This window comes from Streptomyces sp. GC420 (assembly GCF_009916105.1).
Lineage (GTDB): Bacteria > Actinomycetota > Actinomycetes > Streptomycetales > Streptomycetaceae > Streptomyces.
This window is the reverse complement of sequence record NZ_JAAAXQ010000251.1, coordinates 1-12,212: the sequence shown is the minus strand read 5'-3', so window position 1 is coordinate 12,212 and position 12,212 is coordinate 1. Positions and strand designations below refer to the sequence as shown.

The window sequence follows — 12,212 nt, the reverse complement described above, 5'->3', positions numbered from 1 at the left end:
ACGCGGCCGAACGCGGCCTCGTCGACGACGTCATCGACCCCGCCGAGACCCGCGACGTGCTCATCCGCTCCCTGGAGATGCTCCGGACCAAGCACGCCGACCTGCCCTCCCGCAAGCACGGCAACCCGCCGCAGTAGCCGCCGGGCCGACCCCGGTCCCAGCGGCTCCGGCGGCCGTGCCGTCACCGCAGTCACCCATGAGGAGAACACTGCACATGGACACTCCCACCGCTGCCGACACCGTGCTGCGCGTCGAGAAGGGCCACGCCGAGCCCGAGGAACTGGCCGCCATCACCGCCGTCCTCCTGGCCCGCGCGGCCGCCCGCACCGAGCCCCGTTCCCACCACCACGGCCGTTCCGCTGCGCGCTGGCGCCGGCTGGAGCGCCAGTCAGGCTTCCGCTCCGCCCACAGCTGGCAGGGCTGAGCCCCGGATACGACGGCGAAGGGTCCCCGCACGACAGGAGTGCGGGGGCCCTTCTCGCGTCCCTCCTCGTCCTCCGGCGGCCACGGGCTCCCTCCCCGTTCTGCTGCCCGTTCTGCTGCCCGTGCGGCCTCCCTGCGGCTGCCCGGCGCGCATGCCGAAGGCCCCCGTCGCTCCGGAGAGCGCGGGGGCTGACTTTCGCCGTACGGAAGCCTGCCGCCTCAGCGCAGGCGGGCCATCAGCGCGTGCTCCACGAGCGTGATCAGTGCGCTCTTGGCGTCGGCGCGGTGGCGGGCGTCGGTGGTGATGATCGGGGTGTCGGGGCCGATCTGCAGGGCCTCGCGCACCTCGTCGGGGGTGTAGGGCTGGTGTCCGTCGAAGCCGTTGAGGGCGATGACGAAGGGCAGCCCGGAGTTCTCGAAGTAGTCGACGGCCGGGAAGCAGTCCGCGAGCCGTCTGGTGTCGACGAGGACGACGGCGCCGATGGCGCCGCGCACCAGGTCGTCCCACATGAACCAGAAGCGGTCCTGACCGGGTGTACCGAACAGGTACAGGATCAGGTCCTGGTCCAGGGTGATACGGCCGAAGTCCATGGCCACCGTCGTGGTGGTCTTGTCCCCGGTGTGCGTCAGGTCGTCGATCCCCGCCGACGCCGACGTCATCACGGCCTCGGTACGCAGCGGATTGATCTCCGAGACCGCGCCGACGAACGTGGTCTTGCCCACGCCGAAGCCGCCCGCCACCACGATTTTCGCGGAGGTAGTGGAGCGGGCTGCACCGCCGCTAGAGCTTGCGAAGTCCACTGAGCACCCTTTCGAGCAGTGTCACGTCAGGCTGGCCGCCGGCGGACTCGTCGCCGCCGGGCTGATGAATGGCGACAAGCCCCGCCTCGGCCAGGTCGGCGACGAGGATGCGGGCAACGCCAAGGGGAATGGAGAGCAGTGCCGAGATCTCAGCCACCGACTTGATCTCACGGCACAGGTGGCAGATCCGCTGGTGCTCGGGCAACTGCCCCTGCAACCTTGCGGGTTCCGCCGTGGTGTGCACCAGCGCCTCGATGGCCAGCTGGTAGCGCGGCCGGGTCCGGCCACCGGTCATCGCATAAGGACGGACCAGCGGGTTGTGGGTGCCTCCGGCCGACCCCGACCGCTGCCGCGGCCGGTTGTCGTACGGCTGTTGCCGTCCCTGGTACGGCGACTGGCCGGGGTAGGGCTGCTGCTGGTTGTCCTGTCTGCCCGGTGCGGAGGGGAAGTCGTAGTGCTGCGGCGGTGACTGGCCCGGTGAGTGCTGCTGGCCCCCGCCGTAGGGCCACTCACTGTGCGAGGCAGGTCCACCTGGGGGTGTTGCCACGATTCCTCCTCCGACTGCCGGACGCCGTTCCTAAGTTGGAGCCGCGTCTGCCACCGCACCTTATGGTGCGGTGGCGCAAAACGCACGCTTGTCTGCTAGTTGAGAAGACTTCCCTGCAGCTCGGCGCGGAGGTCCGGGGTGAGGACGTTGCCCGCGCGGTCGACAAGGAGTGCCATCTCGTAACCGACAAGGCCGATGTCGGCATCCGGGTGGGCGAGTACGGCGAGGGACGAGCCGTCCGAGATGGACATGATGAACAGGAAGCCCCGCTCCATCTCGACGACGGTCTGGTTGACGCTGCCGCCCTCGAAGATCCGGGAGGCCCCGGCGGTCAGCGAGGTCAGGCCGGAGGCCACGGCCGCCAGCTGATCGGCGCGGTCGCGCGGGAACCCTTCGGACATCGCGAGGAGGAGTCCGTCGGCGGAGACCACCACCGTGTGGGACACCCCTGGGGTGTTGTCCACGAAGTTGGTGATCAACCAGTTGAGGTTCTGCGCCGCCTGGCTCATCGGGCTCACACTAACGCTCCTGGTTGTAGGTGTTGCCGGGGCCGAAGCCCGTGCTGCCGTTCTGTTCGGATCCCGCACTGCGGCCCCGCTGGACGCCGCGCCGCAGGTTGCTCAACCTGCCACGGACGTCCTCGGGAGCGCGGGAGACCTGTGGTCCGCCCTGCGGGGTCTGCTCCGCGGCTCCCTCGATGAGGTTGGCCTTGGGCACCCGCCGGGGGAGTCCGGAAGGAGTGACCCCGCCCGCCTTCGGGTCACGGAGCTTCTCGGCCCGGTGCCAGCGCTCGTCGTTGGCGGAGCGCCAGTCTCCCGAGGAATCCTCGCCCCGGGAGGGGCCCCCACCGCCGTTGGCACTGCCATTGGCGTGGCCGTTGACCGTACCGCTCTGCGCTGCGGCGCCATTGCGCGACTCCGGCTGCCGGGACGGTGCCGGGGCCTGCGCCCGCGCGGAAGCGGCGGCCTGCTCGGTGTCCTGTTGTGCGGACGGCTGCCACTGCTGCTGCCGACTGCCGCGGACCGGGAGACCCGCGTCCGTCACCGGCTGGTCGCCGGCCGGAGCGGGGTCCGGACGGTCGAAGCCTACGCGCTCACGGGCGTCCGCGTCAGGGCCGGAAGCAGATTCCGTACGAGCCCCGTACTCCGGCTGGTAGCCGCTGCCGTACGCGTCCCGGTCGGAGGGCCACTCACCCTGCTGTGCCTGCGCGTCGAAGGACTCGTAGGACTGCCGGCCGGCGGCGGCCGGGGCGTCGAAGCCGCCGTCCCCGTACGCGGGCTCCTGGTAGCCGCCGGGCGCCTCGAAGGCGTTCGGGTCGTAGCCGCCCGGCACGTGCCCGTTGCTCCCGTAGCCGTCCTGACCGCCCTGGGCGTTCGGGTCGTAGCCGCCTGCCTGGTACGCGTTCTGCTCGTAGCCGTTCTGCTCGTAGCCGTTCTGCGCGTACCCGCTGCCGTCGTAGCCGCCCTGGTCGTAGCCGTTCTGCTCGTACGAGGCCTGCTGCTCGCCCGGGAAGGCGTCGGCGGCGCCCTGGAGCTCGGCGGGGAAGGCCTGCTCCTCCGGCGTCTGCGACTCGGACGCCTGGGCCTCCAGGGCCGCGCGGCGCTCCTCGCGCATCAGCGAGCGGCCCACCGGGTCCAGCGTGCTGACGTCGTCGGGGACGTCGTTGCTGTAGCGGCTGTCGTCGAAACCGAGCTCGGCGGCGGTCCGCATCGTGGAGGGCTCGAAGGCGTTGGTCTCCGGGATGATCTGGGAGACCGTGAAGTCGTTCTCGTTCGGCATGTCCGTTCCGCCGCCACCGTGGGTGATGACGTCGGGGAGCATGACCAGCGAGGTGGTGCCGGCCTGCTCGCCCGAGGGGCGGAGCTGGACGCGGATCCCGTGCCGGTCGGCCAGCCGACCGACCACGAAGAGACCCATGCGCTGCGAGATCGCGGCGTCCACGGTCGGCGGGTTGGCCAGCTTGTGGTTGATGTCCGCGAAGTCCTCGGCGGTCAGGCCGATGCCCTTGTCGTGGATCTCGACCATGATGCGGCCGTCGGGGAGGCGGGTCGCGGTCACCCGGACCTTGGTCTGCGGGGAGGAGAACGTGGTGGCGTTCTCCAGCAGCTCGGCCAGCAGGTGCACGAGGTCGGTCACGGCCTGCCCGTGGATCTCGGCCTCCGGCACACCGCTCAGCTCGATGCGCTCGTACTGCTCCACCTCGGAGGAGGCGGCACGCAGCACGTCGACCAGCGGCACCGGCTGGTCCCAGCGGCGGCCGGGCTCCTCGCCGGCGAGGACCAGCAGGTTCTCGCCGTTGCGGCGCATACGGGTCGCCAGGTGGTCGAGCCGGAACAGGTTCTCCAGCTGGTCCGGATCCGCCTCGTTGTTCTCCAGGTCGGTGATCAGGGTCAGCTGACCCTCGATGAGCGACTGGTTGCGGCGTGACAGGTTGGTGAAGATCGCGTTGATGTTGCCCCGCAGCAGGGCCTGCTCGGAGGCGAGGCGCACCGCCTCGCGGTGCACCTGGTCGAAGGCGCGGGCGACCTCGCCGATCTCGTCCGTGGAGGTGATCGGAATGGGCTGCACACGGGTGTCGACCCGGCCGGGCTCGGCCCGGGAGAGCTGGTCGACCAGCATCGGCAGCCGCTGCTCGGCGATGTTGAAGGCGGCGGTGCGCAGCTGGCGCATCGACTGGCTCATCTGGCGGGCCATGAGACCGGCGATGACGAACGCGGCGAGCAGGGCGATGATGACGATGGCGCCGTTGACGATGGCGTCGCGCTGGGCGTCGGAGGACAGCTGCGCGGCCGTCGCGAGGGCGTCCTCGAGGTGCTTGGCCTCGATCTCGTCGTAGCCCTCGAACTTGGCGGTGGAGGCCGCCAGCCAGGTCTCGGGCGTGATGCCCATCTGGGCGAGCTGGGTGGGCTGGGTGCCGAGGGCGATCGCGCCGACCATCTTGTCCATGGCGGGCGGCGTCACGAACTTGTCACCGGCCGCCTCCGCGCGGCGCTTGGCCTCGGCGACCTTCTCGGCGCCCTCCTCCTGCTTGGCCTTCATGACCGCGGTGAGGTTCCTGGCGTCCTCTTCGGTACCGCCGGAGATGTACTCCTGGAGAGCGACATTCTCGAGATAGGCGTAGGAGGAGAAGGCGGTGAGCTGCCGGCCGCGCGTCTGCTGGTCGGTGCTGGGCTTCACCAGCAGGTGCATTCCGATGGAACGCTGCAGCGATTCCGCGGCCTTGGAAAGCTGGATGGCATAAACGGTGCGGCCGTAGCTGGCCACTTCGTCGGTGCCGAGGCCCAGCTCGTTGGAGATCTCCATCAGGTAGTGCTGGACCTGGACGTAGCCCTCTTCGGTGCCCGTCGGGTCCTGCGACGTGGTGTACGCCTTCTTGCGGAGTTCCTCGAGCTTCGGCTCGGCCTTCTCGACGAGCGACAGCCGCCGCTCCAGGCGCAGGCCGGAGGGTATGCCCTCGACGGCCGTGTGGAAGGCGGCGGCCTTCTCGTCGGTGGCCGCGCGCACGTTCGCGACGGTCTCGTCGTCCTCCTTGCCCTCCAGGATCGGCTGGGCGGAGAGGTCGCGCTCGTTGAGGAGCGCCTCGCTGTAGTCGGAGGCCGCCGCGACGATCTCGGCGATCTTCTCGGCGTCCTGCGCCTCGTTCCAGGTGTCGATCGCGCTCTTTACCTGGAACCCACCCATGACCAGGCCGACCAGCACCGGTATGAGGAGGATCGCGTTCAGCCTGGTGGGCACCCGCCAGTTGCGGGGTGACAGCCGACTCGAGCCCCCGGGAGCCGGTGGAGTGCTCTCGGACGAGGTCCGTTCGCCGACAACGGGCACATTCGCAGGCGATGCCGCTGTGCGCGGCGGCGGGGTGAAGTTGCCCCGCGCCTGCTGTTGTGCGGGGCTCGTCTTGCTTCGCCTCACTCGACCAACAACCTCTCGGCGCCGGCACCCACGTGCCGTTCATCGTTCTGGGTCGTACTGCTGACGCACTACTGCGGAGTTCATGAATTGCAGCACGTCAGGGGGTCGCCTACCAAACAGCGGGTTTCAGCCGATCCGTACCTCAGCACCCCCAGATAAATCGGTCATAAAGAGCGAGCCCCGTCAAATGGCGGGGCTCGTGTGAGCACAGCGGCACCGATCCACTGCATGGGGTGTCGATCACGATGCAATTCTCTGTCGAAATGTTATGAACACAGGGGCGGTCGGTGTCAAAGGACACACGCCGCCCCTGTTCATATACGACAAATGCGGTAAGCAAGTGCCGTGCTTTCTGCGCTACTTGAGCCGGGCCATCAGCGCGTGCTCCACGAGCGTGATCAGTGCGCTCTTGGCGTCGGCGCGGTGGCGGGCGTCGGTGGTGATGATCGGCGCGTCGGGGCCGATCTGCAGGGCCTCGCGCACCTCGTCGGGGGTGTAGGGCTGATGTCCGTCGAAGCCGTTGAGGGCGATGACGAAGGGCAGCCCGGAGTTCTCGAAGTAGTCGACGGCCGGGAAGCAGTCCGCGAGCCGTCTGGTGTCGACGAGGACGACGGCGCCGATGGCGCCGCGCACCAGGTCGTCCCACATGAACCAGAAGCGGTCCTGACCGGGTGTACCGAACAGGTACAGGATCAGGTCCTGGTCCAGGGTGATACGGCCGAAGTCCATGGCCACCGTCGTGGTGGTCTTGTCCCCGGTGTGCGTCAGGTCGTCGATCCCCGCCGACGCCGACGTCATCACGGCCTCGGTACGCAGCGGATTGATCTCCGAGACCGCGCCGACGAACGTGGTCTTGCCCACGCCGAAGCCGCCCGCCACCACGATTTTCGCGGAGGTAGTGGAGCGGGCTGCACCGCCGCTAGAGCTTGCGAAGTCCACTGAGCACCCTTTCGAGCAGTGTCACGTCAGGCTGGCCGCCGGCGGACTCGTCGCCGCCGGGCTGATGAATGGCGACAAGCCCCGCCTCGGCCAGGTCGGCGACGAGGATGCGGGCAACGCCAAGGGGAATGGAGAGCAGTGCCGAGATCTCAGCCACCGACTTGATCTCACGGCACAGGTGGCAGATCCGCTGGTGCTCGGGCAACTGCCCCTGCAACCTTGCGGGTTCCGCCGTGGTGTGCACCAGCGCCTCGATGGCCAGCTGGTAGCGCGGCCGGGTCCGGCCACCGGTCATCGCATAAGGACGGACCAGCGGGTTGTGGGTGCCTCCGGCCGACCCCGACCGCTGCCGCGGCCGGTTGTCGTACGGCTGTTGCCGTCCCTGGTACGGCGACTGGCCGGGGTAGGGCTGCTGCTGGTTGTCCTGTCTGCCCGGTGCGGAGGGGAAGTCGTAGTGCTGCGGCGGTGACTGGCCCGGTGAGTGCTGCTGGCCCCCGCCGTAGGGCCACTCACTGTGCGAGGCAGGTCCACCTGGGGGTGTTGCCACGATTCCTCCTCCGACTGCCGGACGCCGTTCCTAAGTTGGAGCCGCGTCTGCCACCGCACCTTATGGTGCGGTGGCGCAAAACGCACGCTTGTCTGCTAGTTGAGAAGACTTCCCTGCAGCTCGGCGCGGAGGTCCGGGGTGAGGACGTTGCCCGCGCGGTCGACAAGGAGTGCCATCTCGTAACCGACAAGGCCGATGTCGGCATCCGGGTGGGCGAGTACGGCGAGGGACGAGCCGTCCGAGATGGACATGATGAACAGGAAGCCCCGCTCCATCTCGACGACGGTCTGGTTGACGCTGCCGCCCTCGAAGATCCGGGAGGCCCCGGCGGTCAGCGAGGTCAGGCCGGAGGCCACGGCCGCCAGCTGATCGGCGCGGTCGCGCGGGAACCCTTCGGACATCGCGAGGAGGAGTCCGTCGGCGGAGACCACCACCGTGTGGGACACCCCTGGGGTGTTGTCCACGAAGTTGGTGATCAACCAGTTCAGGTTCTGTGCCGCCTGGCTCATCGGTCTCAAAACTCACGCTCCTGCTGGTGAGAGGGGCCGAGATCAAAACTGCCGGTGGACGAGTTGCCGCCCGCCTGGCGGCCCTGTTGGATACCCCGGCGCAAATTGGTCAGCCGGCCCCGCACATCGGCGGGAGCCCGGGAAACCTGCGGACCGCTCTGCTGAGGACCCGGTTCCGCTGTACCCGCCACCAGGTTGGCGCGCGGGACGCGGCGCGGCAGGCCGGAGGTGGTGACCCCGCCCGCCGCGGGCTGGCGGACCCGTTCGGCCTGCCTGCCCAGTTCATCGTTGGGAGTGGTGCGCCAGGACGGGTTGCCCTGACCGGAGCCGGTCGTGGCGCGCTGGGCGCCGGGACGCGGCGCCGACGCCCCGCCGTTGCGGTCCGCCTGCGGCTGACGCTGTGGGGGATGCGTCGGCTGAGGCGGTACGGAGGGCTGCTGCGGGGCCGGCTGGTCGCCGCCCTGCACACCGCGGAACCAGTCCGATTCCAGGGTGTCGAACAGTGGGGTACGGCCGTCGCCGGGACCGGCCGGAGGCAGCGCCTCGGGCTGCGGGGCCCGCGGCAGGCTGTTCCGCCGGCCGTTGGCCGGGCGTGCGCCCTGGCCGGGCCGGGCGGGGCCGCCCGCGTCGGGCCGGGCGAACTGACCGGTCGAGGAGCTGCCGCCCTGGCCGGGGCCCAGCTCGGGCCGGGCGAACTGCCCGGTGGACGAGGGGTCCTGGCCGAAGGCCGGTGCGGGCTCCTGCGGACCGCCGTAACCGGGCCGCTGGTTCTGGCCGGTGGTCTCGGCGGGAGCGCCCTGCGGCTGGCCGAAGTCCGGCTGCGCGAACTGGCCGGTGGACGAGGGGTCCTGGCCCCCGCCGCCCTGCTGGGCGCCGTAGCCGGGCCGCGCGAACTGGCCGGTGTCGGACGGACCCTGCTGGGCGCCGTAGCCGGGCCGCGCGAACTGGCCGGTGTCGGACGGGCCCTGCTGGGCGCCGTAGCCGGGCCGCGCGAACTGGCCGGTGTCGGACGGACCCTGCTGGCCGCCGCTGTAGTCGGGCCGGGGGAACTGCCCGGTGGACGAGGCGTCCCCGCCGAAGGGGGACGGGTCCTGCACACCGTGGTTGCCCTGCGGAGCCGGCATGTCGAAGCCCGGCCGGGGGAACTCCGAGGTGGAGCCGGGACCCTGGCGGTCGTCGGACATCCGGGCGAACTGCCCGCCGGACTCCGCCTCTTCGTGACCGCGCGGGCGGTCCACCGGGGGACGCTGCTGCGGCTGCCGCGGCTCCTCGCTGCCCCAGCTGGTGCCGGGCTGACGCGGTGAACCGGCGCCGGGCAGCTCGCCCTTGGGGCCGCCCATCGGCGGCAGTTGCCGGCCGCCGTTCTGCGCGCCGGCGCGGCCGCCACGGGCACCGCTGAACGCGCTGCCCAGGCCGCCGCCGCCCTCACGGGGCGGCAGCGCGGCACGCTGGCCGCCGCCTCCGCCGAGCAGACCGCCCGAGGGCGGGGGACCGCCGGCTCCGGGGCGTCCGGCACCGCCGGGCAGCCGGCCGGCGCCGTTCTGAGCGCCCTGGGGCTGGCCGGCGGGACCCTGCTTGGCCGGGGGCTTCTTGCCGCCCTGGGCGACGTCGACGGGCAGCATGACCAGAGCTGTCGTACCGCCGGAGTCGGAGGGACGCAGCTGGATGCGGATGCCGTGACGCTGGGACAGACGACCGACCACGAACAGGCCCATGCGCCGGGAGACCGAGACGTCCACGGTCGGCGGGGAGGCCAGCCGCTCGTTGATCGCCGCGAGGTCCTCGGGGGACAGGCCGATACCGGTGTCGTGGATCTCGATCAGCACCCGGCCGTCGGGCAGGGCGTGACCGGTGACCTTGACCTTGGTCTGCGGGGAGGAGAACGAGGTGGCGTTCTCCAGCAGCTCGGCGAGCAGGTGCACGAGGTCGTTGACGACCCGGCCGGCGACCTCGGTCGCCGGGACCTGCGCCAGTTCGATGCGCTCGTACTGCTCCACCTCGGAGGCGGCGGCGCGGAGCACGTCGACGAGCGGGACGGGTCGCGTCCACCGGCGGCCCGGTTCCTCACCCGCGAGAACCAGAAGGTTCTCACCGTTACGGCGCATACGGGTTGCGAGGTGGTCCAGCTTGAACAGCGAGGACAGCTGGTCCGGGTCGGCCTCGCGGGACTCCAGTTCGGAGATCAGCGACAGCTGGCGCTGGATGAGGCCCTGGGAACGCCGCGACAGGTTGGTGAACATCGCGTTGACGTTGCCCCGCAGCAGAGCCTGCTCGGCGGCGAGGCGGACCGCCTCGCGGTGAACGTCGTCGAAGGCCGCGGCCACCTGGCCGATCTCGTCCCGGGAGTGCACACCGACCGACTCGACGGAGGTGTCCACGTCCTGCGGGTCGGCCTCCGACAGCTGCTTGACCAGCTCGGGCAGGCGGTCCTGGGCGACGCGGGTGGCGGTCTCCTGCAGGCGGCGCAGCGAGCGGATCATGGACCGGGCGACGACGAAGGCGCCGATCAGGGAGACACCGAGGACCAGCAGGATCAGCGCACCGTTGATGATGGCGTCGCGCTCGGCCTCGTTGCGCAGCGCTCGGGCCTTCTGCTCCATCTCGTTGAGCAGCGTGGCCTCGATGTTGGCCATCTGGTTGATCTTGGTGGTGTCCGCGTCGTACCAGTCCAGGTAGGAACGCGCCTCGCGGTTCCTCATGCCGTTCGGGTCGGAGAGCACCCGCTCCGCGTACTGGTCGGCCGCCTGGACGGTCACGTTGTTCGAGTCCAGGGGGGCGGTCAGTTCCTCGGCGTTGCCGCTGTAGACCCGGCTGAACGCCTTGCGCGCGGCGTCCTCGCCCTTCATCGCCGACTCGCCGAACAGCCGGTCGGGCTCCTTGAGCTTGCCGGTCTCGGACTTGTTGTCCGGCAGCGCGGCGGCGATCACGGCGCGCTGGATGGAGGCGTACTCCTTGGCCGTGGAGAAGGCCGCCAGCGCCCGGGTGCGCTGGATCATCTCCGGGCTGGAGGTCGCCTGCGCCATTTCCTGCGACAGGTCGAGGAGCGAGTTGATCAGCTGGCTGTAGCTGTCGACCGTCTGGGCGTTGGTGGCCCCGGCATAGGCGGTGCTGCGGATCGACTTGATGTCGTTCAGCTGCGTGAGGATGTCCAGGACGTTGGCGCGGACGCTCTCGAGGGTCGCGTCACCGTCGGAGTTGTCCAGGTCCTGGGTGCCCTCGCGGAAGGACTCGATGGCCCGGTCCGTCTTGTCACGGGGGCTCTTGACCTTGAAGTCCTTGGCCGAGACGCCGTTCGCCAGCGGGCCGGCGGTCTTGTCCCGCTCCTCCTGGAGCCGGGAGGCCAGCTCTGAGGCCTGCCGTGTCATCTCGGTGAGCAGCTGCATGTTGTCCAGCTGCTCGATCTCGTCCATCGAGCTGTTGATACGCGTCGCGCCCAGCACGGTGGCCGCGACCACGGGCAGGGTCAGCAGGGACACCAGCCTTGTGCTGATGCGCCAGTTGCGCAGCGCTATTCGTGAGCCCGGTCCCGACCGGGCAAGTGGCCCCGGTCCCGACTCCGCCTGACCCGTACCGCCCGACTCGGCGCCCGGACCCGGCCCCTGCACGGCACGGTCCTGGCCTGCGCCGGCGAACGCCGGTCCGGTGCCCTGGGCGTGCTGGGGCGAGGAGCCACGGTCGTTCCCGCCGCGCGGTTCCTGTTCCGCCGCAGCTTCCCCTCGGCCCTGACGGGCCTGGGGAGGCCCCATGCCATCCCTCTTGAAACGTCCCTGCACTAGCGTCGCAACCTCTGGACCAGGCGTCCCACCGCGCGAGCGGCGGGACGGTGTCGAGTCGTGGGGCGCGAACGCCCCATGGTGGTCGTGAGTGACCGGCGCGTCCTCCCTTTCCCCGCCGCCGCTCGGCGCTGCTGTGCGCCGCTGCGCGCCGGCTGATCCCTGCGGCGGTCCGTGGAATTCCAGCACAGTGCAGGATCTCCAACAAGGCCAGTTGGCCATGCTGTGACATGAGTGACACCGTGTGAGGAGTGTGTTACGTGCCGTAGAAACAGTTCCGGCGGATAGTCGGGCGTACCGGGCGGATTCCAACCGCCCGTGCGGTGTCCCAGTCGCCATGATCAGGAGCGGAATGAGGGCTTCAGGTGTCGAATGTCCGTTTCCTGGAAGTGGATTGACCGTCCGGAATGTGTGTTTTCGGTGAAGGTGGGTGAGCAAACTCACATGCTGATCCCCGCCTCAATCGGGCTTCGTACGGGAATTGCATGTTTAGCCTGACGCTTTACAGGGATAGCGGTTTCGACAACCGCGCCCCGTGAGGCACTTGACGACTCCGCCGGCCCAGGGAACAGGACAGAAGAACAGTGAAGACGAGGACGATGTTCCGCACCATAGCCAACCCGCGCCGCACGACGCTGGCGCACCTGGAGGACGCCCAGGAACTGCGGAACGTGGCCGAGCAGCCGGAGCACTCGGTCGAGCTCCCCGCCCGGACAGCCAACCCCAAGCGGACCGTCCTCGTCGACGCCCCCGAGGCCTGACCC

General features: G+C 70.1%; 11 protein-coding genes. 3 read left to right on the top strand and 8 right to left on the bottom strand.

What is annotated here, in order from left to right; all coding sequences use genetic code 11:
- Both GUY61_RS41295 and GUY61_RS26075 read left to right on the top strand, forming a co-directional pair.
- Positions 1 to 137: carboxyl transferase domain-containing protein (locus GUY61_RS41295; RefSeq protein WP_166632685.1), on the top strand; the 137-nt coding region annotated here is incomplete at its 5' end.
- A 77-nt stretch (positions 138 to 214) separates the two neighbouring features.
- Positions 215 to 424: an acyl-CoA carboxylase subunit epsilon gene (locus GUY61_RS26075; protein WP_166632684.1), complete on the top strand. Its 210-nt coding sequence runs from the start codon at positions 215 to 217 to the stop codon at positions 422 to 424.
- Between the two features lie 218 nt (positions 425 to 642).
- On the opposite strand, the gene GUY61_RS26070 is transcribed toward GUY61_RS26075, so the two are convergent.
- The 8 genes from GUY61_RS26070 to GUY61_RS26035 form a co-directional block, all read right to left on the bottom strand.
- A complete protein-coding gene (locus GUY61_RS26070) occupies positions 643 to 1,224 on the bottom strand; it encodes an ATP/GTP-binding protein (protein ID WP_069978110.1) in 582 nt (193 codons plus the stop codon).
- Complete coding sequence (locus tag GUY61_RS26065; RefSeq protein ID WP_166632682.1) at positions 1,205 to 1,771, bottom strand: DUF742 domain-containing protein; 567 nt, start codon at positions 1,769 to 1,771, stop codon at positions 1,205 to 1,207. The genes GUY61_RS26070 and GUY61_RS26065 overlap by 20 nt, the downstream gene beginning before the upstream one ends.
- A 95-nt stretch (positions 1,772 to 1,866) precedes the next feature.
- Entirely contained in the window at positions 1,867 to 2,280 is a 414-nt protein-coding gene (locus GUY61_RS26060; protein ID WP_166632681.1) for a roadblock/LC7 domain-containing protein, read from the bottom strand.
- 10 nt (positions 2,281 to 2,290) lie between these two features.
- The gene (locus GUY61_RS26055) at positions 2,291 to 5,680 is read right to left on the bottom strand and encodes a nitrate- and nitrite sensing domain-containing protein (protein WP_166632683.1); all 3,390 of its coding nucleotides are present in this window, start codon (positions 5,678 to 5,680) and stop codon (positions 2,291 to 2,293) included.
- A 357-nt stretch (positions 5,681 to 6,037) separates the two neighbouring features.
- Positions 6,038 to 6,619 carry an ATP/GTP-binding protein gene (locus GUY61_RS26050; RefSeq protein ID WP_026282171.1) on the bottom strand — a complete coding sequence of 194 codons (582 nt, stop codon included), beginning with the start codon at positions 6,617 to 6,619 and terminating at the stop codon, positions 6,038 to 6,040.
- Entirely contained in the window at positions 6,600 to 7,166 is a 567-nt protein-coding gene (locus tag GUY61_RS26045; protein WP_166632682.1) for a DUF742 domain-containing protein, read from the bottom strand. Before GUY61_RS26045 ends, GUY61_RS26050 begins: the two co-directional genes overlap by 20 nt.
- A gap of 95 nt (positions 7,167 to 7,261) precedes the next feature.
- The gene (locus GUY61_RS26040) at positions 7,262 to 7,675 is read right to left on the bottom strand and encodes a roadblock/LC7 domain-containing protein (protein WP_166632681.1); all 414 of its coding nucleotides are present in this window, start codon (positions 7,673 to 7,675) and stop codon (positions 7,262 to 7,264) included.
- A gap of 5 nt (positions 7,676 to 7,680) precedes the next feature.
- Positions 7,681 to 11,421 (bottom strand): nitrate- and nitrite sensing domain-containing protein, encoded by a 3,741-nt coding sequence (locus GUY61_RS26035; RefSeq protein WP_166632680.1) that lies wholly within the window; start codon positions 11,419 to 11,421, stop codon positions 7,681 to 7,683.
- A gap of 626 nt (positions 11,422 to 12,047) precedes the next feature.
- Between GUY61_RS26035 and GUY61_RS26030 the strand changes: the two genes are divergently transcribed.
- Positions 12,048 to 12,209: a hypothetical protein gene (locus GUY61_RS26030; protein ID WP_166632679.1), complete on the top strand. Its 162-nt coding sequence runs from the start codon at positions 12,048 to 12,050 to the stop codon at positions 12,207 to 12,209.
- The last annotated feature ends 3 nt before the right edge of the window (positions 12,210 to 12,212 follow it).

Bases quoted from the DNA above. Each gene is read 5' to 3' on its own strand.
- GUY61_RS26075 (WP_166632684.1), top strand. From the start codon at position 215: ATGGACACTCCCACCGCTGCCGACACCGTGCTGCGCGTCGAGAAGGGC.
- GUY61_RS26060 (WP_166632681.1), bottom strand. From the start codon at position 2,280: ATGAGCCAGGCGGCGCAGAACCTCAACTGGTTGATCACCAACTTCGTG.
- GUY61_RS26040 (WP_166632681.1), bottom strand. From the start codon at position 7,675: ATGAGCCAGGCGGCACAGAACCTGAACTGGTTGATCACCAACTTCGTG.
- GUY61_RS26035 (WP_166632680.1), bottom strand. From the start codon at position 11,421: ATGGGGCCTCCCCAGGCCCGTCAGGGCCGAGGGGAAGCTGCGGCGGAA.
- GUY61_RS26030 (WP_166632679.1), top strand. From the start codon at position 12,048: ATGTTCCGCACCATAGCCAACCCGCGCCGCACGACGCTGGCGCACCTG.